Annotated in this window: 22 protein-coding genes; 13 read left to right on the top strand and 9 right to left on the bottom strand. The window is 70.0% G+C overall.

Translation table 11 applies throughout. The annotated features are described in order from the left end of the window. Positions 1 to 26 precede the first annotated feature (26 nt). The 5 genes from ACFO0C_RS12750 (at position 27) to ACFO0C_RS12730 (ending at position 4,565) form a co-directional block, all read left to right on the top strand. A complete protein-coding gene (locus ACFO0C_RS12750; RefSeq protein ID WP_378066791.1) occupies positions 27 to 404 on the top strand; it encodes a hypothetical protein in 378 nt (125 codons plus the stop codon). A 213-nt stretch (positions 405 to 617) separates the two neighbouring features. Next, a complete protein-coding gene (locus ACFO0C_RS12745; RefSeq protein ID WP_378066954.1) occupies positions 618 to 1,256 on the top strand; it encodes a DsbA family protein in 639 nt (212 codons plus the stop codon). Further along, a complete protein-coding gene (locus ACFO0C_RS12740; RefSeq protein WP_378066790.1) occupies positions 1,256 to 1,834 on the top strand; it encodes a vitamin K epoxide reductase family protein in 579 nt (192 codons plus the stop codon). Before ACFO0C_RS12745 ends, ACFO0C_RS12740 begins: the two co-directional genes overlap by 1 nt. 72 nt (positions 1,835 to 1,906) lie before the next feature. Continuing rightward, the gene (locus ACFO0C_RS12735; RefSeq protein WP_378066789.1) at positions 1,907 to 3,895 is read left to right on the top strand and encodes a cytochrome c oxidase assembly protein; all 1,989 of its coding nucleotides are present in this window, start codon (positions 1,907 to 1,909) and stop codon (positions 3,893 to 3,895) included. 169 nt (positions 3,896 to 4,064) lie between these two features. Continuing rightward, positions 4,065 to 4,565 (top strand): hypothetical protein, encoded by a 501-nt coding sequence (locus ACFO0C_RS12730; protein ID WP_378066788.1) that lies wholly within the window; start codon positions 4,065 to 4,067, stop codon positions 4,563 to 4,565. A gap of 33 nt (positions 4,566 to 4,598) precedes the next feature. Here ACFO0C_RS12730 and ACFO0C_RS12725 read toward each other — a convergent pair whose 3' ends face one another. Continuing rightward, positions 4,599 to 4,844, bottom strand: coding sequence for an e9imm peptide (locus ACFO0C_RS12725; RefSeq protein ID WP_378066787.1), 246 nt, complete (start codon positions 4,842 to 4,844; stop codon positions 4,599 to 4,601). Between the two features lie 250 nt (positions 4,845 to 5,094). Between ACFO0C_RS12725 and ACFO0C_RS12720 the strand changes: the two genes are divergently transcribed. Continuing rightward, complete coding sequence (locus ACFO0C_RS12720; protein ID WP_378066786.1) at positions 5,095 to 6,060, top strand: WGR domain-containing protein; 966 nt, start codon at positions 5,095 to 5,097, stop codon at positions 6,058 to 6,060. A 534-nt stretch (positions 6,061 to 6,594) separates the two neighbouring features. Here the strand turns inward: ACFO0C_RS12720 and ACFO0C_RS12715 are convergent. The 4 genes from ACFO0C_RS12715 to ACFO0C_RS12700 all read right to left on the bottom strand — a co-directional run bounded on the left by ACFO0C_RS12715 (position 6,595) and on the right by ACFO0C_RS12700 (position 10,020). Then, positions 6,595 to 6,801 (bottom strand): hypothetical protein, encoded by a 207-nt coding sequence (locus ACFO0C_RS12715; RefSeq protein WP_378066785.1) that lies wholly within the window; start codon positions 6,799 to 6,801, stop codon positions 6,595 to 6,597. Positions 6,802 to 6,993: 192 nt separating this feature from the next. Then, positions 6,994 to 7,497 (bottom strand): hypothetical protein, encoded by a 504-nt coding sequence (locus tag ACFO0C_RS12710; RefSeq protein WP_378066784.1) that lies wholly within the window; start codon positions 7,495 to 7,497, stop codon positions 6,994 to 6,996. A gap of 311 nt (positions 7,498 to 7,808) precedes the next feature. Beyond that, entirely contained in the window at positions 7,809 to 8,900 is a 1,092-nt protein-coding gene (locus ACFO0C_RS12705) for a M35 family metallo-endopeptidase (protein ID WP_378066783.1), read from the bottom strand. 196 nt (positions 8,901 to 9,096) lie between these two features. Next, positions 9,097 to 10,020 (bottom strand): cation diffusion facilitator family transporter, encoded by a 924-nt coding sequence (locus ACFO0C_RS12700; protein WP_378066782.1) that lies wholly within the window; start codon positions 10,018 to 10,020, stop codon positions 9,097 to 9,099. Between the two features lie 144 nt (positions 10,021 to 10,164). On the opposite strand from ACFO0C_RS12700, the gene ACFO0C_RS12695 reads away from it, so the two are divergent. The 3 genes from ACFO0C_RS12695 to ACFO0C_RS12685 all read left to right on the top strand — a co-directional run bounded on the left by ACFO0C_RS12695 (position 10,165) and on the right by ACFO0C_RS12685 (position 12,805). Then, entirely contained in the window at positions 10,165 to 10,992 is an 828-nt protein-coding gene (locus ACFO0C_RS12695; protein ID WP_378066781.1) for a flagellar M-ring protein FliF C-terminal domain-containing protein, read from the top strand. Between the two features lie 83 nt (positions 10,993 to 11,075). Beyond that, positions 11,076 to 11,654 carry a TetR/AcrR family transcriptional regulator gene (locus ACFO0C_RS12690; RefSeq protein ID WP_378066780.1) on the top strand — a complete coding sequence of 193 codons (579 nt, stop codon included), beginning with the start codon at positions 11,076 to 11,078 and terminating at the stop codon, positions 11,652 to 11,654. Continuing rightward, positions 11,654 to 12,805 (top strand): GDSL-type esterase/lipase family protein, encoded by a 1,152-nt coding sequence (locus ACFO0C_RS12685; protein ID WP_378066779.1) that lies wholly within the window; start codon positions 11,654 to 11,656, stop codon positions 12,803 to 12,805. Before ACFO0C_RS12690 ends, ACFO0C_RS12685 begins: the two co-directional genes overlap by 1 nt. A 41-nt stretch (positions 12,806 to 12,846) precedes the next feature. Here the strand turns inward: ACFO0C_RS12685 and ACFO0C_RS12680 are convergent, their stop codons facing one another. From ACFO0C_RS12680 to ACFO0C_RS12670, 3 genes are all read right to left on the bottom strand, one after another. Then, the gene (locus ACFO0C_RS12680; RefSeq protein ID WP_378066778.1) at positions 12,847 to 13,371 is read right to left on the bottom strand and encodes a BON domain-containing protein; all 525 of its coding nucleotides are present in this window, start codon (positions 13,369 to 13,371) and stop codon (positions 12,847 to 12,849) included. 97 nt (positions 13,372 to 13,468) lie between these two features. Continuing rightward, a complete protein-coding gene (locus ACFO0C_RS12675; RefSeq protein WP_378066777.1) occupies positions 13,469 to 14,452 on the bottom strand; it encodes a hypothetical protein in 984 nt (327 codons plus the stop codon). 116 nt (positions 14,453 to 14,568) lie between these two features. Then, complete coding sequence (locus ACFO0C_RS12670; RefSeq protein ID WP_378066776.1) at positions 14,569 to 15,810, bottom strand: EAL domain-containing protein; 1,242 nt, start codon at positions 15,808 to 15,810, stop codon at positions 14,569 to 14,571. A gap of 151 nt (positions 15,811 to 15,961) precedes the next feature. On the opposite strand from ACFO0C_RS12670, the gene ACFO0C_RS12665 reads away from it, so the two are divergent. From ACFO0C_RS12665 to ACFO0C_RS12650, 4 genes are all read left to right on the top strand, one after another. Beyond that, positions 15,962 to 17,446, top strand: coding sequence for a GGDEF domain-containing protein (locus tag ACFO0C_RS12665; protein WP_378066775.1), 1,485 nt, complete (start codon positions 15,962 to 15,964; stop codon positions 17,444 to 17,446). 74 nt (positions 17,447 to 17,520) lie between these two features. After that, positions 17,521 to 18,345, top strand: coding sequence for a SigB/SigF/SigG family RNA polymerase sigma factor (locus tag ACFO0C_RS12660; protein ID WP_378066774.1), 825 nt, complete (start codon positions 17,521 to 17,523; stop codon positions 18,343 to 18,345). 153 nt (positions 18,346 to 18,498) lie between these two features. Further along, positions 18,499 to 19,611: a GGDEF domain-containing protein gene (locus tag ACFO0C_RS12655; protein ID WP_378066773.1), complete on the top strand. Its 1,113-nt coding sequence runs from the start codon at positions 18,499 to 18,501 to the stop codon at positions 19,609 to 19,611. Between the two features lie 86 nt (positions 19,612 to 19,697). Beyond that, entirely contained in the window at positions 19,698 to 20,693 is a 996-nt protein-coding gene (locus ACFO0C_RS12650; RefSeq protein ID WP_378066772.1) for a Ppx/GppA phosphatase family protein, read from the top strand. Positions 20,694 to 20,703: 10 nt separating this feature from the next. Here the strand turns inward: ACFO0C_RS12650 and ACFO0C_RS12645 are convergent, their stop codons facing one another. Further along, a complete protein-coding gene (locus ACFO0C_RS12645) occupies positions 20,704 to 21,345 on the bottom strand; it encodes a nucleotidyltransferase domain-containing protein (RefSeq protein WP_378066771.1) in 642 nt (213 codons plus the stop codon). Between the last annotated feature and the right edge of the window lie 24 nt (positions 21,346 to 21,369).

Raw genomic sequence — 21,369 nt, 5'->3', positions numbered from 1 at the left:
GCCGGGCCGATCGGGGGAGGACAGGCATGCCGGTGCTCACGCATCGCCGCGTCGCCCTCATCGCCGCGATCATGGCCCTGTTCCTGCTCGCCGTGAGCCAGCTGTCGCCCGGCAACGCCGGTCTCAGCTTCGGGCCGGTCGTCGACAGTCCGGTCGTGGTCGCCGTGCAGATCTCCTGCGGCCACGAGCACGACGGTGATCGATCGCAGTCACAGGAGCACAAGCAGGGCGACGCGTGGACACCGGCGGCCGCGCCGTTCCTGCGCCCGCCCGCCGACACGATCGGCGTCCTCCTGCCCGCGCTGCGGACCCTGCCGGCCGTCACCGTCGTCGCCGCCTCGGCGGCCGACGTCACGCCGCTGCCCGACGCGGACCCGGCCCAGCCGGGTGTCCTGCGCATATAACAGCGCGCGCAGATAACAGCGCGCCACCTGCTGTTTTGCGGTAGCCGGCCGGTCGCCGGCTACTGATCTCCGGCCCCACACCACACCACGCGTCGATCGACGTCGAGGGTGTGCGGCCGCCTGTCACCACATCACCGTTCACAGGGGAGAGGACTCGCCATGTCCGCAAAAAAGACCATGAAAGCCACCCGCGCGCTGACCAGAGCACCGGGCATGAGCACCAACCTGAAAGTCACCCTGGGTGTGCTCGGCGCCGCACTCGCCGTACTGCTGCTGATCGTCGCCGTGAACCTCACCGAACCGGAACCGCGCGCCGGATCCGCCGAGGTGGTCCGCGCCGACAGCCACCGGCTGTCCACGGCCGCCGACGGCAAGGTCACCGTCGTCGAGTTCCTCGACTTCGAGTGCGAGGCCTGCGGCGCCGCCTACCCGGGCGTCGAGAGGTTGCGCGCCGAATACGGTGACCGGATCACCTACGTGGTGCGCTACTTCCCGATCGCCAGCCACCCCAACGCCTACAATGCCGCGCACGCCGCCGAGGCGGCCGCCCGCCAGGGCAAATTCGAGGAGATGTACGTCAAACTCTTCGACAACCAGGCGGCGTGGGGGCACACCGAGGAGTCCCGGGCGACGGTCTTCGCCGGGTACGCCAGCGAGCTCGGCCTCGACATGACGAAATACGCCAGCGACGTGACCAGCGCCGACGTCGCCGAGCGGGTGGAATCCGACGCCGCCGACGGCACCGCACTCGGAGTGCAGGGCACGCCGACGTTCTTCGTCAACGGCGAGCGGTTCACCGGCGAACCCTCCTACCAGGGCCTCAAGTCGGCCGTCGACGAGGTGCTGAACTGATGATCACCGACCGGATGATCGGCTGGATCCTCACCGTCACCGGCCTCGGTGGCGCACTCGCCGCGTTCGTGCTGATGGTCGAGAAGGTGGCGCTGCTCAAGGACCCGTCCTACACGCCGAGTTGCTCGATCAACCCGATCCTGTCCTGCGGCTCGATCATGACGACCGCCCAGGCGGAGGTGTTCGGCTTCCCGAACCCGCTGATCGGCGTGGCGGTGTTCCCCGTGGTCGCGGCGACCGGGGTGGCGGTGCTCGCCGGGGCGCGCCTGCCCCGCTGGTGGTGGCTGTCGTTGCAGGCCGGAGCCCTGTTCGGGATCGTCTTCGTGCACTGGCTGGTCGTCCAGAGCCTCTACCGGATCGGGGCGCTCTGCCCGTACTGCATGGTGGTCTGGGTCTTGATGATCGTGATGTTCTGCTATCTCACGCTGCACAACGCCGATCGTGGACACCTGCCGGTGCCCGGCCGGATCGTCCGCCCGCTGCTCGCCGTGCACAGTGCCGTGCCGCTGGCGTGGGTGCTGATCCTCGTCGCGCTGATCGGTGTCCGATTTGCCGACTACTGGCGCACATTGATCTGACCCGCGGAACTTTTTCCGCCCGGGCGGCGACCACCCGGGCGGAAACCAACTGACAATCCTGGAGTCACCCCTGTGTTGAGCGGGATCCTTCCGCGGCGCCCGGCGACGGTCGCGGTCTCCGCGGCCCTCGCCGTCGGCCTACTTTTCGGACTGCTGTGGTACGGCGGAGGCGTCACCACCGAAACCATCCCCGGCCTGCCCGAACCCGGCTGGACACGGTGGCTCCTGCCGGCCGCCGAACTGGCCGGCGAACTGGCCGCCATCGCCACAGTCGGGCTGTTGCTGGCCGCCGTCGTCCTGTCGCCACGGCACGGCCGGCAGCTGTCGGCCGAGTCCTACCGGCGGCTGCGGGCAGCGCGATGGACGGCGCTGCTGTGGGCGGCGGCGACCGGGGCACAGATCTGCCTGACCGTTTCCGATCTCATGGGTCTACCGGTTGCGGAAATCGTGACGCCGACGACCGTCGGGCATTTCGTCACGTCGCTCACCCTCGGTCAGGCACTGCTGGTCACGGCCGGGCTGGCCGTCGCCACCGCGGCCGTCTGCCTGCGGACACTGACCTACGCCGGGAGCGTCTTCGCGCTGGTCACGGCGGTGCTGGGAGTGGTACCGCCGGTGTTCACCGGGCACGCGGCCGCCGGCGGAAACCACCAGGTGGCCGTGTCCGGGCTGCTGATCCACGTGGTCGCGGTGGTGGTGTGGGCCGGTGGGCTCGGTGCACTGCTGCTCAGCGGTCGCGCACCGGCCGCCGCGGTACGCCGTTTCTCGCCGCTGGCCACCTGGTGCGCCGTGGCCGTCATCGGGTCCGGGCTGGTGTCGGCGTGGATCCGGCTGCCCGGGATCGCGGCCGTCGTGACCAGCCGGTACGGGCAGTTGATGCTGCTCAAGGCGGTCGTCCTGGCGGGGATCCTGGTGTTGGGGGTGCTGCAACGGCGTACCGCGATGCCTGCCCTTGACCGTGGCGACCGCCGCGGCTTCATCCTCGTCGCGACGGGGGAGATCCTGCTGTTCGCCGCCGCGATGGGCGCCGCCGTCGCCCTGTCGCGGACGCCACCGGCCGTCGTCGAAGGCGAGGAGTCGGCGGCACAGGCGCTGCTCGGCTTCCCGATGCCCGGCCCGGTCAGCCCCGCCGCCCTGTTCACCGCCTGGCTGCCCGAACCGCTGTACCTGAGCGTGGCCGTCGTCGCCGCCGGCCTCTACCTCGCCGGAGTCCACCGGCTGCGCCGCCGCGGCGACGGCTGGCCGGCCCACCGGACCCTGCTCTTCCTCGCCGGATGCGGCCTGCTCGCGGTGGCCACCAGCAGCGGGCTCGCCCGGTACGCGCCGGTGCTGTTCAGCGTCCACATGGGTCAGCATCTGCTGCTCAACATGGTCGTGCCGATCCTGCTGGTCCTCGCCGCACCGGCGACCCTGGCCCTGCGGGCGCTGCGGCCGGCCACCGATCCCGCCTGGCCCGGGCCGCGCGAGTGGCTGCTCGCCGTGCTGCGCTCCCGGCCGGCCCGGGTGATCGCGCATCCGCTCGTCGCGTTCGTGCTCTACGTCGGCAGCCTCTACGCGATGTACTTCACCGGCCTGTACGAGCTGGCGCTCCGCTCGCATGCCGCGCACCTGGCGATGGTCGGGCACTTCCTGGGGACCGGGTACCTCTTCTTCTCGTGCGTCATCGGTGTCGACCCCGGACCGCGGCGGCCGATCCATCCGCTGCGCGTCGTGATGGTGTTCGCGGCCATGGCCATGCACGCGTTCCTCGGTATCGCGCTGATGGCGTCGACCCGGGTGCTGGCCTCCGCCTGGTACGAGTCGCTGGCCCGGCCGTGGGGCGTGTCGCCGCTCGCCGACCAGCACACCGGTGGTGGGCTGGCCTGGTCGTTCGGGGAGTTGCCGATGGCGGTGGTGCTCGGGGCGCTGCTCGTGCAGTGGATGCGGGCCGACGACCGGGAGGCCCGACGCCGTGACCGGGCCGCCGACCGGGCCGAGGCCGCCGGCGGCACCGATCCCGAACTGGCCGCGTACAACGCGATGCTCGCGGCTCTCGCCGCCCGCGACGGCCGCTCGTCGTGATGCCCGCCGTTCACCGCGCCGACGACAGGCGCCCCCGCGATCTACAGCTGGCCACCTTTGCGCTGCTTGCGGGGCTGGTCGCCGTCGTGCCGCTCGCCTGGGTAGCTGCCGAGCCCGGTTGTCCTTCAAGCCTTTGCCGCGGTCGGTCGAGGGTAGCATCGCCTGCACCATGGACATCAATATTGCGCCGCTGCTGGTCACCGGCGGCTTCACGCTGACCGCATCGATCGCTAGTTCGGCGCTGACGTTGCTCGCCGCGAACCGGCGCGACAGGAGGCAGGCATTCGAGGCTTCCTACTTCCGTAATCTCGAGCATCGCCGCACGTTCGTCGTCGACTTCCTGCTCGTCTATGACCAGCTTCGCCGCAAGCTGTTGGCCGGAACTGCCGATCCCGAGCAGCACGAAGAACTCGGTGAGCTGCGGCGCCGGCTGGGCGAGGCTCGGACGACCCTGGAACTGTTCTGTCGTCCTGAGACCCGTCCGATCATTGCGGAGGCGGAGCGGCTCGGCCGGCGCGCCTGGCTGGGAGTGATTGGACGAGAACCGTTCGAGGTCCACGAGTTCGCCGCGCACGGCCGGGTGATGGAAGAATACAAAGGGGTGATGCTCGCCGCGTTCCGGAAAGATCTTGGCGAGGTCGAGAGCGACCGACAGCCGCCACACAAATAGTGTGCGAGTGGTGGCCGGTGATTCACCGGCTCGTCAGCCGACGAAGGGCTGATACTGCAACGCCTCGTTGATGACTTCGTCCTCGGTGAGTTCGGGCGTGCGCCAGAACAGAAGATCGCTGACTCCGGGATACAACAGCATCTTCTTCAGCTCATCCAGAAGCTCGGCGCTGGCCTCATCCGGCAACGTCGGATCCTTGAGGCGTTGGATGAGAAGGCGCGCACGCTGCCGTTGTGCCGCATCAAGCGTTCGAGCTGCTTCGCGAGGGCCGGTGACCATTCCGGCACGGTAGCCAATGCTCCTACATCCGGATCTGCAATCTGTGCACGCGGCGCGTCGTCGCTGATGGTGTTGCCGCCGTACTCGCCTGGCTCGGCGCTGTGGTCGTTCACCAGCAATCTTGCGGCAACCGCCTGATCCGTCTCCCCGCGGCGGGCCAGTAGCCGTTCTTCGAACTGACTGGGAGTCTGCCGCGACCCGCAGGGTTCGGCCTCTTTGATACGGTCGCCGCAGGCGGAGGGACGGACGAATGCGGCGATTCGAGCGTCTGGACAGCGGTGCCCGGGAGTTCTGGCAGATTCGGCAGGCCGGCATCCGCTGCTTCATCAGTTGGGGGCGCGAGGGCACCCGCCGGGGTGGGGCGACGACGGTCACGCTCAACGACGAGAACCAAGCTCGCGCGCACTACGACCGGAAGATCAAGGCGCAGTTGCGCAAGGGATTCCACGAGGTGGAGCCACTACCGGAGCCCGCCGAGGACCTGGACGCGCTGGTGGCACCGACGCTACGGAAGAGCGTCGACTGGCCGGACTATCGACCGGTGCTCGGTTTCGATGGAGTGCTCTGTCAGGCGATGGTCTTCGAGAGGGCGCCGGGTCAGGGCTTCTACCACTATCTGATCCTTCGCGACGAAGGGCGCAGCGCCGTCGGCTTCAACGTCAAGGAGACGTCCCACGACGCCGGGCAGGTGGCGGCCTTTCTGGAAACCGTCACCCGGCTGCGTGAACTGCCCTTCAACGGTGCGTCGCACCACAAGATCGCACTGGACCGGCCGGCGGCGGCGTTCCGCCACGCGTTGCTGTGTTCACCGGCGCTCGGCGGGCTGGCCGCTGCTTATCCGACCATTGCGCCTCGGGTGGCAACCGCCGTCCCCATCCATGACTGCGAGATCGGGGACATGGATACCGAGGTGCTCGTCGATGCGCGGATCAGCGGGCACGGCGCGCTGCCGTACGCGGACTGGGCTCGTTCCCCGAAGCCGGTGATCGACCTTCGATTCGACATTCGCGACGGCCGGCCGGGCCGGGAGGCGGCGTTCAAGGTTTATCAGCAGTCGGACCTGACTCTGGTGCTGTCGCGGCTTGCCGGCGCGGACTCGCGGAGTTGGGTGGAGATCCGTTCGTTCCATGGATCCGTCTGGCGGGTGACGCCGTCGACCCGGGTCGACGCTGCCGAACTGGAGCACTTCCTTTCGCAACGGCCGATGATGCGATGAGTATCCCCGATCGAAGCTGACCGCCGATCGGGCGGCCTGCCAGCATGACCATGCGGTCCGCGAGGCGGTGACCGTGGTGGCGGATGCTGATCCCCCGCGATGCTTCACGAGTTGTGCCGGAACCTCGTCGACGGTCTTCTGCCGGTCTGGGTACGCAACTTGGCCTACCGGCTCGCGCTTCTACAGCGACCTGATGATCCGGTACTGGTGCGAGAAGCTGCCCAGAACCTTTGGCTGCACGGCCGGATTGGGATGACATTGCCGCAGACCTGGAGCGCCGCGCAACCGCTCTCGAAGGGACCTGACAGGAAGTGGGCGGCCGAGTACTGATCTGTCGCCGACGAGCGTGTGCGCATAGTCGTTCGGTGGCGGCCCGGCTCGAGAGGGCACGGACTAGCACCCGGCCACCAAGCCGACCTGGTGGTGACCGGAGGAACTTCAGGCTGTTCTAGCCGCCGATCGTGCGCCGACCATCATCGCAATGGTTCCGGCGGATGATGAAACAGTCGCATAGCGTGGACGCGGGCGCGACGCTCAGGATTTGCCGCGGTCATTCGCTCGCGCGATGACGACGACGCCGGCGGTCACACCCAGGGCCGGACCCAGCGTGACACCGAGACCGAAGTTGTTGAGCAGGATGCCGGCGGCGGCGCCGAAGGCAGCGCCAAAGGCGACCCAGACCCCGATGTTTGACCAGATCCCGAGACTTGCGTTGCCCCGAGGCTTGTCGTTGCTCGTCATCGGATCTCTCCCCGGACGTCGAGCGGGCAGGTGGACGACCCGGCGGCCCACCGTGGCGAAATGCGCCGCCGTCACTCCCTCGCAAGCTATCACCCGCCGTCAATCGGCAAGTCCTCGCCGAGGAGCGGGCCTCCGTCCGGATCTGCCGCAGTCCGGGTGCCCACGGAGGAGCCCCACCCGTCGAGGTCGGTGTCAGTAGCCTGGTTGCTCTCCGGCGGCCTGCCGAGCCGCTGCCTGTGCAGGGGTGTCGTCGTAGCCCGGCCGAGCAACGAGCGCGGACTGGAAGAAGAAGCCTTGCGTGTCCTCCGGGTCGTCCGTTTCGAACGGTCGCCAGAGCGCGAGATACAGCTCTCGCGCGGTGTACGCGTCGTCGTCCTGGTTCGGTTCGAGAGCGACGTACCGGCGGAGCAGCCTCACGACCTCGAGTGCCGGCGACCCGAAGATGTCGACGTCGCGGTAAAGCACCACGTCGTGTTCATTCGGGCGCCACACTTCGATGGCGTTGACCCGGTCGCGTGTCGGTCCAACGCCGAAGCCGACGCTGAGGCCGAGGCCGCTCGGAAGATTCACGGCGAGCGTACCGTCGGAAGTCGGCGTCAGCGGACCGATCGTCTCGAGTGCCGCCCGTGCCTCGTTCGGCGTCATTCCAAGCCGCAGTGGTCCGACGCCGCGTGGAGGATCGAGCACCATTTCCATGGGCTGATCATCGCAGCCTTGCTGCCTGACTCAGTCGGGACATCCTCAACGGCCGCCGACAGTGCACTTCTTCGAGACGAGTATGCGAAGGACCCATGGCAGGGAGCGCGGCGGGGCTGGCCGGGCCGGATCCGGGTATCACCGGCTGAGTTGTGCTCTGGTGGGCGGCTGGCGCTTCCGATTCGATCCGCCCGGTGTGCAGGGGCGCCGGGGTGTGTGCGGTGGCGCGGCGGCAGCCCGTTCCGGCCGGGTGTCGTAGATTTCGCTACGTCGCGCGGTGGTGGAACGGCCTGCCGGTCGGAGCGAGCGGGTCAGCGGCTCTCGGCGAAGTACTCGTAGTTGTCGGCGTTGTCGACGGCGTTGGCCGGGCTCGACACGGCGAGTTGCTTCGCCGCTGTCTGGCCGTACGCGTGGTCGTCGGTGCCGCCGTTGACGGTGAAGTGGCTGGACTCGTGGATCAGTGTTCCGGCCTTGGAGTCGGTGCCCGTGGCCGGCGCGGTCCAGAACGCGTTGCAGAGGTAGATGATGTAGGGCTGGTCCGGGTAGACGTAGGCGTAGTAGTCCTCGTTGCTGGTGCAGTCGAGCGTCAGGGCCTTGCTGGTCAGCTCGCTGGTGATCTTGCTGTAGGCCGAGGTCACACGCGAGAACCGCGACGAGCTGTAGGTGCCGAACCAGGTGGCGTAGGCGCCTCCGCCGGACGGGTTCGCCGCGAGCCAGGTCTGGGACTTCTGTGAGTACGTTGCGGCGTTGGTGACGGCCGTCTTCAGCGCGGTCTGTTCACTGGTCGTACAGCCGCGGTAGGTGATGCTGACCGCGGCGGCAGCGAGTTTGACCTGCTCGGTGGTCGTCGGTGCGAGGCTGGATGCCTTGTCGGCGCTTCGGATGCCGGCGGTGGTGCGGACGGTGGCGCGACCGGTGTCGACCCGGAGCGTGTCCTGGCGGGTAGCGGTTGCCGCCTTCCGGGCCCGCACCTGGGGCGATGCCAGGGCGACGGTGAAGGTTCCCGGCTGTGACAGGTCATAGTCGCCTGCCAGGTCCACGGTCACGTCGTAGGCGCCACCGGCGGGAATGTGCGTGTAGTCGGCGGCGGTCGGTGCCGCGAGCTTCGCCAGTTTGCCGCGATAGGGCACCGGTACGCCGTCCCTGGTCACGGCCAGGACAGGCTTGGACGCGCGTGCCTGCGGCAGGTCCCGGGAGAGGACGTCGACCGCCGACGATGACGTGTTGCGCACCGTGACGCGTACGGTGAGGGCGTTGCCGGTCACCTGGCCGATCTGGACGGTCGTGGTGAGGCCGGTGGTGCCGGCGGCTGCCACCGTGCTCGCGCCGGCGGCGGCGCCTGCCGGGATCGCGATCCCGACAGCGAGGAACGCCGTCCAGAGCGGACGTCGAGAGATGCGCACGTGGTTTTCCCTTCTCGGCCCTCGACTCCCCGGGGGGTGACACTCCAGGGACAGGAGTGGGGGAGCCGAAGCCCAGACATCAATTGATCTCGATCGTTAGGATCATCTCCCTGCGTCGGTGAATTTCTCTCATCTCTGGTGGGTCATATCGCGTCGGGCGGACCGCGACGGAGATACCGCGGGCCGGACCGACGCGCTACCCGTGGGTGGCGTGTTCGTGGGTGGCGTGGCCCGCGGGCTCCAACTGGAACGTGGAGTGCTCGACGTCGAAGTGCCCGGCCAGGCAGGCCTGCATGGCGTCGAGCAGTTGTGGCGCGTGTCCGTCGTGGAAGCAGGAGTCGTCGACGACGACGTGCGCGGTGAGCACCGGCAGGCCCGACGTGACGGTGTAGACGTGCAGGTCGTGAACGCCGAGCACGTGGTCGAGGCCGGTGATGTGCTGGCGGATCTTCTCCAGGTCGACGCCCTCCGGCGCCGCTTCGAGCAGGATGTTGACCGCCTCGCGCAGCAGTCTGACCGCGCGCGGGGCGATGATCAGGCCGATCAGGATCGACACGATGGCGTCGGCCTGGGTGAAGCCGGTCAGGGCGATCGCCGCGGCGGCGGCCAGAACGCCGACCGACGTGACGGCGTCGGTGGCGACCTCCAGGAACGCCCCGCGCATGTTGAGGCTCGCCTCCCGCGCCCGGTAGAGCAGCGCCACCCCGATCAGGTTGCCGATCAGGCCGATCACACCGAACAGCGCCATCCCGCCGGCCGTGACCGGTGCCGGCTCGAACAGGCGCCGGATGCCCTCGACGAACACGTAGACGCCCATGCCGGCCAGGATCAGGCCGTTGACCGCGGCGGCCAGGATCTCCGCGCGGGCCCAGCCGAACGTCCGCCGACCGGACGCGGGTCGGGCCGCGAGCATGGTCGCGCCCAGCGCCAGCGCCACACCGCCGGCGTCGGCGAGCACGTGCCCGGCGTCGGCCAGCAGGGCGAGGCTGCCGGTGACCACGGCACCGGCGATCTCGATGGCGAAGATGACCACCGAGATCGACAGGGCGCCGATGAGCGCGCCGCGGTGCCCGGCGGTCGCCGTCGCCGGGCCGTGGTCGTGACTGTGTCCGTGCCCCATCAGCTGCTCACTCCCAATCTCATGCACATATGCGCACAACACTATGTATCGTAGCCGTCTGTGTCTACAAGAACAGTTCAGTCCCGCCTCGCGTGGCCGATGTGACCCGCCGTGTCGGCGAGTCGCGTGTCCAGTGTTCTAGCGGTGGTGGCCCTTGCGGTCGGTGGCGTCTCCGGGCCCGCGCGGGCGGTGCCCCGGCTCGAGACGGCGGCCGCGGCCTACCAGGACCGCCTCGACAGTTCGCTGCAGAAGATGGTCGACGCGGTGGTCGGGCCCGGCCGTGCCGTCGTCACCACCAACGCCGAACTCGACCTCGACCAGGTCGAGACGGTCAGCACCACCTACAGCCGTGATCCGTCGGTCGGCGCCCTGGCGGAGCGCCTGAGCAGCCGCGTCTCCGCCGGCGGCGGCAACACCTTTCAAAGCACCGGCGTCGATCGTACGAACGCCCTGAACTCGATCCGGGAGACGCGCCGTACCGCTCCCGGGGCTGTCAAGAGGCTGACCATCGCCGTGGCGGTCGACGCCGCCGCAAGCACGAACATCGACCTGACCCAGCTGCGGAAGCTGGTCAGCGTGGCCGCGGGGACCGACGCCGCTCGCGGGGACACCGTCGTGGTGTCCGCCATGCCGTTCCATACCGCCGAGGCCACCGACGTGGCGGCGGCGGCACCCGACCGGCGTGGGTTGTGGCTGGGAGTGGCGTCAGGAGTGCTGGTGCTGCTCCTGCTGCTGGCCGGGTGGCGGCGTCGCGCGCGTCAGGTCCGGGACGCCGCCGCACGGGAACGACTGCTGGAGGCCCGGGCCGCTCTGGAGGCGCAGCGCCCTCTCGTGGCCGACGCCGTCACCGTCACACGGGCTTCCACCGAGCGGCCCGTCGTCGAGCGGCAGCGCGCGGTCGGCCAGCTGGTCGCCGCAAGCCCGGACCAGGCCGCGGCGGTGCTCCGAGGCTGGACCGGCTCGGCCGGCTGACCGCGACTCCGCGCAGGGCGTGACGCTGCGGCGTACCAAACTAAAGGGTTTAGGTTTTTGCCTTTGGTCTGTAGGGTGATGGCATGGCGCGAGCGAATCTCACCTCGGCCGCCGTCATCCGGGCGGCGGCGGACCTGGCCGACCGGGACGGTTTCGACGCCGTCACACTGTCGGCGCTGGCCCGGGGGTTCGGTGTGCAGACCGCCAGCCTCTACTCGCATGTGCGGGACCGGTCGGCGCTGATCGAGGGCGTGCACCAGCTCGCGCTCGGCGAGCTGGCCGACCGGATCGCGCTGGCCATCGGCGGGCGGTCGGGGCAGGAAGCGCTCACCGCGTTCGCCGACGCCCACCGCGACTACGCCCGGCAGTTCCCCGGCCGGTGGACGGCACTGCAACGGCCCGCCTCGCCCGCCACCGTCCGATCCGAGGGCGCCGGCCGGGTCGCCGCGCTCACCCTGGCGATGCTGCGCGGCTACCCCCTGCCGGAGTCCGAGCTGGTCCACGCCACCCGGCTGCTCGCCGCCACCGTCAACGGGTTCCTCGCATTGCGGGCCAACGACAGTTTCGCGCACCGCGAACCCGCCGCCGGCCTCTCCTGGCTCCGGGCCCTGGAGGTGCTCGACGGCGCCTTCCGCTCCTGGCCTACCGAAGGGAAGATCTGATGTCCGTCCCACCCGAGCTGATCCGCGGGGCCGCCGAGACCGAGGTCACCGCGCGCGGCCTCCGGCCGCACCGGCTTCCCACCTGGGTGCGCGACCAGTTCCCCGACGGGCAGCTGCTGTCGATGGAGAGCCAACCCTCGGGGGTACGGGTCGCGTTCACCACCACCGCCACCCGATTCGAGCTGGTCACCCACCCGACCCGGATCGCCTACGTGGGCGCCGACCGGCCCCGCGGCCGCATCGACGTCCACGTCGACGGTGACCTCGCCGTCCGCGACGTGCTCGACGGCGGCGACCGGATCGAGGTCGACCTCGCCACCGGCACGACCGCCTTCCACGCCGGGCAGCCGCACACCACCACGGTCTCCGGGCTGCCCGCCGGGCGGCACCGGGTCGAGATCTGGCTGCCCCACAACGAGAGTGTCGAGCTGGTCGACCTGCGCGCCGACGGCCCGATCGAGCCCGGCGACACCACCCGGCCGCTGTGGGTGCATCACGGCAGCTCGATCAGCCACGGGTCGAACGCGGTCGCGCCCAGCGAGATCTGGCCGGCCGTCGCCGCCCGCCGGGGCGGGGTCGAGCTGCGCAATCTCGGTCTCGGCGGCAGCGCCATGGCCGACCAGTTCCTGGCCCGGGTGATCCGCGACAGCCCCGCCGACATGATCAGCGTCAAGCTCGGCATCAACGTGGTCAACCTCGACGGCATGCGGGTGCGCACCTTCGTCCCGGCGGTCCACGGGTTCCTCGACACGATCCGCGACGGCCACCCCGAGGTGCCGCTCGTGCTGATCTCGCCGCTGTTCTGCGGCATCCACGAGGACACCGCCGGTCCGGGAGCGATCGACCCGGCCTCGATCGGCTCCGGACAGGTGCGGTTCGTCGCGACCGGGACACCGGGCGACACCGCGCTGGGCCGCCTGACCCTGCAGGTCGTCCGGCGTGAGCTGCGTTCGCTGGCCGAGCGCCGCGCGTCCGACAAGAACCTGCATTTCCTGGAGGGCACCTCGCTGTACGGCGTGGCCGACGCCGCCGAGCTACCCCTGCCCGACGGGTTGCACCCCAGCGCGGAGGCCCACCAGCGGATCGGCGCCCGGTTCGCCGAGTACGCCTTCACCGCCGCCGGCCCGTTCGCCGGCCCGGCCGCCTCCTGACGCGCCCCCGCCGGCGCGGGACGCGCCACCGTCGGTCGCGGTCAACGATGCCTGACGCCGGCCGGCTGGGTGGACAGGACGGCCAGGGCCGCCGCGCTCATCATGCAGACCACGACGACCAGCGCGGCGCCGGAGTGCCGTGGCACGAGGGTGAGCCACAGAATCCCGCCCACCAGGGCCAGCAGGGTCGCCGCCGCCCGCAGCATGCCCGCCGACGGCCGGGGTGGGCCGGTCTGCGGGGTGTGCCAGGCGGCGACGATCGTGTCGAACGGGTCGGCTTCCAGGTGTCGCAGGTCGTCGCCGGCGTCGCTGACGCGGGCGAGGGTGAGCCGGTTGCAGATGTCGGCGACACCCGGCGTCGAGCGGGCCAGCTCCGCCGCGACCGTCCGGGCGTACAGGCTGCTGACGACACCGATCAGGGTGACCACCCGGTTCTGCACCTCGACGGTGACGCACTCACCGCTGAGCCGCGGGTCCCGCAGGACCCGCTCGATCACCCGGCAGGTGAGTTCGACGTCGGATCCCGCGGCGGGACGTACCCGCCGGTTGAGCCATCGGTCGTCCACGATGCCTCCCATCGTCGGTGCGGTCGTCTGACCCGTACAGGATGGTCGTGGCACATGGAGGTTGTTCCGCGAGATCATGTCACTTGTGTGACAGTCGCTAACCGGTCTGGACGATCTTCGCGGTGGCGTAGGTCTCCCATGGGACCGCCGGGCTGGTCGGTGGTTTCGTGGACAGGTCGACGGCCAGGTCGCCGCCGGCGGGGGAGCCGGCCGGTCGCCGGAATTCGAAGCGGTGGGTGACACTGCGGCCCGCTGCCGGGGCTGCGACCCGCACCTCGAACGAGTCCGCCGCCGTGGTCACCGGGGGCCACCGGTCGCCGGTGCGCTCCAGTCCGTCCGGCGGCAGGAACTGCAGGACGACCGACTTGGGCCGACTTCCCCAGCGATGGGTGACGGTCACCTCGACACTGCCGTAGCGGTAGCCGCCGTTCGGTGGGCCGAGTGTCAGGTCGCCGGTGGTGACGCGGATGGCGGTCACCGACGGGTTGAGCGGCATCCGGGACGGGCCACTGACCTGGATGAACCGGCCGGCTCGGAGGGCGTACCCCCGGGTCTGCCATGTCTGTGGGGTGGTGTCGGCGCAGCAGCGCTGGTAGTCGGCGAGCCGGGCGGTCACCATGCCGGACCTGCGGATCCGGAGGCTGTCGTCGCGGATGTCGCGAACCTGCCCGGTGGTGGCGGTGACGCGCCCACGGGAGACGATCCGGCCGTCGCGGTCGCGGTCGTAGGCGACGATCTGTTTGGTGCCGCCTTCGATCATGCAGCCCAGCAGGGCGACGGTCTCGTCGGCGCCGTCGTTGTCGATGTCGCCGTGGGCGGCGGCCAGGATCGTCAGGGACTGCCCGGCCGGTGGCCGGCCGTCGGGGACGTCGGACGGCGTGACCGCCGCCTCGCCGTCGCGGAAACGGACGCGGCCGGAGGGGCACAGGAGGCCGTCGGCGGGCCATCGCGGAACATCCAGCGTGGCGTCACGCAGCGCGGCCAGCGAGATGCGGCCGTCCGGGGGCGGCGACGCCTGCGCCGCGGGCGTGACGACGGCGATCGGCAGTCCGACCGCGAGAGCAACCAGGAATTTGATCATCAAATGATTCATCGTGCTGGGATTTTCTCCCAGAATAGCCCCGTCGGGTGCTGCGAAAAGCTGACTTTCACCCTTTTTGTGTACGCCGCCGGAGTGCCGGTTCGGAGTCGAACGGCTCATCCCCGATGTCGCCGGGTATCACCGGGCGCGACGGCGGCGTAGTCGTGCGGCGGGAAGGTGTACGGGTGACGCAGGAGCAGATTCCGTGCCACCTCGGCGACCGCCGCAAGCTGGTCGAGGCGCCGGATCTGCTGATGAGGGCGGCTCCGGACGCACATGCCGAGCCCGGAGCCGTTTCCCAGGGCCGCCACGCAGAACTCGCCGGGGATGGGCTCGTCGTTCACGATCAGTGATCGGGGATCACCGAAGAGGGTGTGCACCGGGCCCGGAAGCCCGGCGATCATGTCGTCGGGGACGCTGGCCAGCACGATGGTGTCGGGGTCGTGGGCGACCAGAGCACGGATCCGGTCGAGGTGGTCGAGGATGTCCTGGACGGTGGCCGCGACCGCCGGGGCGTGGGCCGCCGTGGCCTCGAACGGCGTGATCACCGGGTCCAGGAACTCGGCACGAGATCGCGGCAGAGCGGCGGCGGCGTCACGGTCGTACCGGTGATGTGCGTGCTGGATCGGTGCGGGCCGGCCGAAGAGCCAGCCCTGTCCCCAGTGCGCGCCCAGCCGTACCGCTTGCGTGAAGTCGTCCTGGGTCTCGATGCCCTCGGCGATGATCCGGGCGCCGGTGCGTTGTGCCTGCTCCCGCACCGCGGCGGCGATCCTCGCGGTGGCCGCGGCGTGCGGATCGCGGACCAGGCTCATGTCCAGTTTGATGATCTCCGGTTCGAGGATCGGGAAGAGCACGAGTGACAGAGGGTCGACGCCGACGTCGTCCAGGGCGATGCTGTGACCGAAGGCCCGCATGACCCCGGCGAGCCGCACCATCGCTCCCGGCGCCATGGTCAGCGCACGCTCGGTGAACTCCATGACCTCGTGGAACGGCAGACCCGCGCCGATGAGCTCGACGAGCCGCGGCGACACCACCTGGTTCATCACGGCGGGCTCGACGTTGACGAACAGCAGGGGCGGCGGTGTCGCGGCCTCGAGGGCGCCTTCGAGGGCGCGCTCGGCGCAGAGCATGTCGAACTCGCCGAGCCGTCCGGCCGCCGACGCGGCGGCGAGCAGCCTGTCCGGGTATCGCAGATCGGTACCGGCCGGGCCTCGGGCGAGGGCTTCGAGTCCGACGACCCCGGTGCTGCTCAGATCCACGATCGGCTGGTAGTGGGGTTCGATCAGGCGCCGATCGATGATCTCCAGGATCGCCGTCCCGTCGTCGACCGCCCGAGGAGAGGCGGGTGTGGTCGGCATGCGTACTCCTCGGCTTGACTGCGTTCCGTACATCGTCGGCGGGCGGCCGGCCGATCTGAGTACTTTGCGCTCGAGCAACACCCGGGCCGCCCTCGCCGCGCGTCGGGGGAATCCGGCGTGGCCGGCGATCCGTTGTTGGAGGATCAACGGCGTGTTCTCGGTACAGGTCGGGCTGTCGAGCGTCGTCGTGCGGCGCGCAGTCCTCACGACGATCGTCGTGGCCGGGTTGACCTATCTGTGGGGCGGGTCCGCGCTGCGCACCCTGCTGCCCCTGGCGTCCGACATGGCGGCTCTCGCGGCCATTCTCGTGTCACTGCATCGTTATCGGGGCACCCATCGCCGGGTCTGGACGGCCACCGCTCCCGGTGTGGCCCTCCTCTCGATCGTGCATTTGCACTGGTTTCTGCGGGTGGGGCTCGGGGGAGCGGCGACCGCCGACAACGTCTGGACCGGTGTGATCCAGGCGATCGCGTGGGCCTGCATGATCACCGGTTGTCTGGCGGCGTTGCGGCGCCGGGCGGCCGGCGCGTCCGGTGGTGTGGTCGAGGCGGCGTTGATCGGCATGGGCCTGACGACCCCGTTGTGGGAGTTCCTCCTTCGTCCGGCACTGCTGACGCTGCACACTCCGGTCGCGGCGCAGGTCGTCATCCTGATCCCGGTCTTCTGCATCACGGCGATCATGGGTGGCCTGTTCAAGCTGGTTCCCGAGGCCGGGGCCGCCCGTAACACCCTGCGGTACATGTTCGTCGCGCTCGGCTGCTCGCTGGTCGGGGTGACGACGCTCATCACCCGGACCGATCCGGTGACCGGCGGCCAGCCGGCCTGGATCGTGCTGTTCTGGGTGGCGGCGATGGTGAGCCTGGCCGGCGCCGCCCTCGATCCGGCCAACGACCACCTGGGTGAGGTGTCTCCGTCGACCGGCGGGACGACGGTCCGGCTGCGGTACGTGGGTGCCGGGTTGCTCCTCGGTCCGGCCGTCGGCGCCGTACCACCGGTGTTTTTCGGGCAGGAGCCGGACGTGGTGCTGCTCTGTGCCGGTCAGGCCGCCATGACGGTGCTGGTGCTGGTGCGACTGAGTCAGCTGGAACGCAGCCGGGCCGCTCAACGGCGCCTGCTGGTGGAGCAGGCCCAGCACGACGAGCTGACCGGCCTGCCGAACCGCCGCCACCTCTTCTCGCTGTTGCAGGAGTTCTCCGGTCGCGGTACGGCGGTGGCGGTGTTGTTCTGCGATCTCAACGACTTCAAACCGATCAACGACAGGCTCGGTCACGAGGCGGGGGACGACGTCCTGAAGGCGGTGGCGGGCCGGCTGCGTGACGCGGTCCGTGCCGATGACGTCGTGGGCCGGCTCGGCGGTGACGAGTTCCTGGTGATCTGTCCCGGTGCCGAGGAGCGTGAGGCCGCGAGCCTGCGTGACCGTGTCGTGTCAGCCCTGCGCGAGCCGATCCGGTGGTCCGGCCATCAGCTTGTGGTGGGCGTCTCGATCGGGGTCGCCGTGGCCCGCGGCAGCGAGTCCGGGGACCAGCTGGTCGCCCGCGCGGACGAGCTGATGTACGCGGCGAAACGGCACGACAAAGCGCGGGCGCAACCGTCTGTGACGGAACCGAATCCAAAAGTCACTAGTACTTTCGGCTAGCTTTACACTCGACTATTCGGCTATCGTTCTGCTGCCGAACGGACATCGGTGCAGGCAGACAGCTGGAGGGCAAGATGACCACGACATCCATCGCGACCGGTGCCATGACGGACACCGCTCAGCTGGACACGATCAGTGACGACCGTGCTTCGGATGTCGCGGGCGACCTCATCAACGCACTGGCCGCGATGCCCGCCGGTCACCCGTCGCGCCCCGCGCTGCGTGACAAGACGATCGAAGCGTGGCTCCCGCTGGCGCGGCATCTCGCCAAGCGCTACTCCGGCCGCGGCGAGCTCACCGACGACCTCGTGCAGACCGCCATGGTCGGGCTGATCAAAGCCGTCGACCGCTTCGACGCGAGCCGGGGTGTCGACTTCGCCGGATATGCGATCCCCACCATCCTCGGCGAGGTCAAGCGCCACTTCCGCGACCGCACCTGGTCGATCCGGGTGCCCCGGCGGCTGCAGGAGCTGCGGCTGGCCATCACCGAGGCCAACAACACCCTGACCCACACCCTCGGCCGTTCGCCGCAGGTCGCCGACATCGCGGCCCACATCGGCATCACCGAGGAGGAGGTTCTCGAAGGGCTGGAGGGCGCCCGCGCCTACAACGCCACCAGCCTGTCGACGCCGATCGGTGCCGACGGCAGCACCGAGCTCGGCGAGACCCTCACCGACGGCACCGACGACTACGAGGCGGTCGACACCCGGACCTCGCTCGGGCCGGCGCTGGCCCAGCTCGACGACCGCGAGCGGAAGATCGTCACCCTGCGTTTCTACGGCAACCTGACCCAGCAGCAGATCGCCGAGCAGATCGGCATCTCCCAGATGCACGTGTCCCGGCTGCTGACCAAGGCGCTGGCCAAGATGCGCGGGCACCTCGACGCCGGCCTCCTCTGACATCCGCCGTCAGCCGCCCCACTGGTGGCGAGGCTCCGCTGCTCAGCCGGGTATCGAAGGCGCTTCATCCACGTGCGGGCGATTCGTGCGGCCAACCGATCGGTTGATGTGGATCACGCTCAAGTCGTGCGGCGTCGATCCGATGGTCGTGAGGTGACCAGGCGCTCCCGCACCACGACGATCGCAGCCGGCCCCATGTCGCGGCTGTGCCCGGACGACTGGGACCTCGAACGTTTCGTGGCGGCGCACGCCGGGATCAACCGCAGCCGCCGGCAGGTCTGTCTCGTGCTGTTGCCGCCGGGCGTACTGATCGCCTGGTGGTGGTCGACGCCCGCGGTGTGGATCGCCGTCGGTCTGTGCCTGGTCCTGGCGGTCGTCAACGACCTGATCGCCCGCTACCGTTCGGTCGTCATCGCCGGCATCCTCATCGCCGGCAGCTTCGAGCTGGCGCTCAGCGCGGTCGTCACCGCCACGGGCGGCATCCACAGCCCGCTTCTCGCGTGGCTGATCCTGCCGGTGATGATGCTCGCCGCCCGATATCGACGGGTCGTGCTGCTCGTCGCCATGTCCAGTGGTGCTCTCGCCGGGGCCGTCGCCTGCCTGCTGGCGGATCTGCTCGGTACCGCGAAGGCGTACCCGAGCCCGCTTCTCGGTCTGACGACCACCGCCCTGGGTGTCGCCACCGGCCTGATCGCGATGAATCTGCAATCCGCGGACATCGCCTCCCGGCAGGACGCCACCACCGACGAACTGACCGGTGCGCTCAACCGCAAAGCGCTCACCCCGCTGTTCGACCGGATGTCGAAGGAGGCCGACGCCCGGGAGAGCCACCTCAGCATGCTGCTGTGCGACCTCGACCACTTCAAGAGCATCAACGATCGGTACGGCCACGCCGTCGGCGACGACGTGTTGTGCCACGCGGCGACCGTGATCCGGCAGGCGATCCGGGCCGAGGACCGAATGTTCCGGATCGGCGGCGAGGAGTTCCTGATCCTGCTGCCGCACGCTGACGCCCCGCTCGCGGCGGGAATCGGCGAACGCATCCGTGCGACGCTGGCGGCCAGCCCCGCCGACGGCATCCCGGTGACCGTCTCGATCGGGTCCGTGACGTCCCCGGGCCGGCTCCGCACCGAGGAACGCGAACTCCAGGAACTCGCCGATCAGGCGCTCTACCAGGCGAAGTCCTCCGGCCGCAACCGGGTGGTCGCCGCCACCCCGCCGTGGACGGCCGACGCCACCGCGGCCTCCCACCCCGCCAGGCTGTGAGGGCGGCGGAAGAAGGTTCGCCGAACTTCCGGTGAATCTCCTCGTGCGGCCGCGCGAATGTGTTACCGGGGAGTTACCGTCCGGATATGCGGCTCGGCGTGCTGGATGTCGGATCGAACACGGTGCACCTTCTCGTCGTGGACGCCCATCGGGGCGGCCATCCCGACCCCATGCGGTCGGAGAAAGCCCAGTTGCGGCTGGCCGAACACATCGAGGCGGGCCGGCTCACCGAGGCCGGGACCGCCCGGCTGGTGCGTGCCGTGGCCCGGGCGAAGGCCACCGCGGCGATCGCGGGTTGCGAGGAACTGGTCGCTTTCGCGACGTCCGCGCTGCGCGACGCCGGCAACTCGGCCGAGGTGCTGTCGCGGGTGCGCACCGAGACGGGCGTCGAGCTGCGGCTCCTGTCCGGCGAGGACGAGGCCCGTTACACCTTTCTGGCGGTACGCCGCTGGTGCGGCTGGTCCGCCGGGCGGCTACTGGTGCTCGACATCGGCGGGGGATCGCTGGAACTGGCGATCGGCCGTGACGAGGACCCCGACGTGGCCCTGTCGGTGCCGCTCGGAGCGGGCCGGCTGACGCGGCAACGGCTGCCCGGTGACCCGCCCGCACGCCGTGACGTCGAGGCGCTCGCCGCCGACCTCGATGTCGTCCTCGCCCCGATCGCCCGCCGGATCCGCGAGATCGGGCCGTACGATCTCGCGGTCGGGACCTCGAAGACGTTCCGCTCGCTCGCCCGGCTCGCCGGTGCCGCCCCGTCGAGTGACGGACCGCGTGCGGTACGGACTCTCACCGATGCCGGGTTGCGTCAGCTGTTCGGCTTCATCAGCCGGATGGCGTCACCGGACCTGGCGGGCCTGGACGGGGTCAGTCCCGGCCGCGCCCACCAGTTGGTGGCGGGCGCGCTGGTGGCCGGGGCGGCCATGCGGGCGCTGTCGGTCGACGAGCTCCGGATCTGTCCCTGGGCTCTGCGCGAAGGGGTGATCCTGCACCGGTTGGACACGCTCGGCGTACCGGCGCCGTCGCAGCGGTCGTGGCCTCTGACCGATCGGCAGCCGCGGCGCGCGCTGAGGGTCGCCCAGTGAACCGTGACGATCACAGCTGCGCGAGCCAGGGATGTCCCGGGTGCACACGGCTGAGCAGCCCCGCCAGGGTGGCACGCTGCACCGCGGACAGGTGGCCGACGGTGGTGTCGAAGTCCGCCTGATCCTTGGGACGCGGGTGCTTGGCCTTGAACAACAGCACCAGCTCGGGCGCGAGATAGGGGACACCGTCCCGAGTGCGGTGGACGATGTCGGCGTACGGGAACCGGATCTCCGGGTCGCGCCGGCAGATCCAGGTGTCACCGTCGTGCGGCTCCCGGAACACGTCGAGCAGATAGTCGCCGGTGCCCGGGTCGCGCAGCCAGGTCTGATGCGTGGCCGACAACTGGTCGGGTGTGGCGTCCGCCCAGATCCGGCCGCTGCCGACCGCATCGAAGACATGGCCCGGGAAGCGGTCGCGGATCTCGGCGAAGGCCCCGGCGGGGATCGCGATCTCGATGTCCCCGTGCTCGCGGGTCTGCTCGCCGCGGAACAGGTCCAGAGCCCAGCCGGCCGCCACACACCAGGGCGTCTGGACTCCGGCCAGGCGTCGCGCGACTTCACCCGGGCCGAAGCAGGAAGCCCAACGGGCGGGCAGGGCGTCGATCTCGTCCGACGACAGCTGCCTGCCGCCGTCGGGCAGGTGCGTGCTCATCTCAGGAACCTACCGGCTGGCAGT

Source organism: Actinoplanes subglobosus (assembly GCF_042650585.1).
Taxonomy (GTDB): Bacteria; Actinomycetota; Actinomycetes; order Mycobacteriales; family Micromonosporaceae; genus Actinoplanes; species Actinoplanes subglobosus.
The sequence above is the reverse complement of the archived record's forward strand: the minus strand, read 5'-3'. Positions and strand labels throughout refer to the sequence as shown.

What these genes read in the sequence shown, in the direction of transcription:
- ACFO0C_RS12750 (WP_378066791.1), top strand. Translation starts at nt 27, where the DNA reads ATGCCGGTGCTCACGCATCGCCGCGTCGCCCTCATCGCCGCGATCATG.
- ACFO0C_RS12745 (WP_378066954.1), top strand. Translation starts at nt 618, where the DNA reads ATGAGCACCAACCTGAAAGTCACCCTGGGTGTGCTCGGCGCCGCACTC.
- ACFO0C_RS12740 (WP_378066790.1), top strand. Translation starts at nt 1,256, where the DNA reads ATGATCACCGACCGGATGATCGGCTGGATCCTCACCGTCACCGGCCTC.
- ACFO0C_RS12730 (WP_378066788.1), top strand. Translation starts at nt 4,065, where the DNA reads ATGGACATCAATATTGCGCCGCTGCTGGTCACCGGCGGCTTCACGCTG.
- ACFO0C_RS12725 (WP_378066787.1), bottom strand. Translation starts at nt 4,844, where the DNA reads ATGGTCACCGGCCCTCGCGAAGCAGCTCGAACGCTTGATGCGGCACAA.
- ACFO0C_RS12720 (WP_378066786.1), top strand. Translation starts at nt 5,095, where the DNA reads ATGCGGCGATTCGAGCGTCTGGACAGCGGTGCCCGGGAGTTCTGGCAG.
- ACFO0C_RS12715 (WP_378066785.1), bottom strand. Translation starts at nt 6,801, where the DNA reads ATGACGAGCAACGACAAGCCTCGGGGCAACGCAAGTCTCGGGATCTGG.
- ACFO0C_RS12710 (WP_378066784.1), bottom strand. Translation starts at nt 7,497, where the DNA reads ATGGAAATGGTGCTCGATCCTCCACGCGGCGTCGGACCACTGCGGCTT.
- ACFO0C_RS12700 (WP_378066782.1), bottom strand. Translation starts at nt 10,020, where the DNA reads ATGGGGCACGGACACAGTCACGACCACGGCCCGGCGACGGCGACCGCC.
- ACFO0C_RS12690 (WP_378066780.1), top strand. Translation starts at nt 11,076, where the DNA reads ATGGCGCGAGCGAATCTCACCTCGGCCGCCGTCATCCGGGCGGCGGCG.
- ACFO0C_RS12685 (WP_378066779.1), top strand. Translation starts at nt 11,654, where the DNA reads ATGTCCGTCCCACCCGAGCTGATCCGCGGGGCCGCCGAGACCGAGGTC.
- ACFO0C_RS12675 (WP_378066777.1), bottom strand. Translation starts at nt 14,452, where the DNA reads ATGATCAAATTCCTGGTTGCTCTCGCGGTCGGACTGCCGATCGCCGTC.
- ACFO0C_RS12670 (WP_378066776.1), bottom strand. Translation starts at nt 15,810, where the DNA reads ATGCCGACCACACCCGCCTCTCCTCGGGCGGTCGACGACGGGACGGCG.
- ACFO0C_RS12660 (WP_378066774.1), top strand. Translation starts at nt 17,521, where the DNA reads ATGACCACGACATCCATCGCGACCGGTGCCATGACGGACACCGCTCAG.
- ACFO0C_RS12650 (WP_378066772.1), top strand. Translation starts at nt 19,698, where the DNA reads ATGCGGCTCGGCGTGCTGGATGTCGGATCGAACACGGTGCACCTTCTC.
- ACFO0C_RS12645 (WP_378066771.1), bottom strand. Translation starts at nt 21,345, where the DNA reads ATGAGCACGCACCTGCCCGACGGCGGCAGGCAGCTGTCGTCGGACGAG.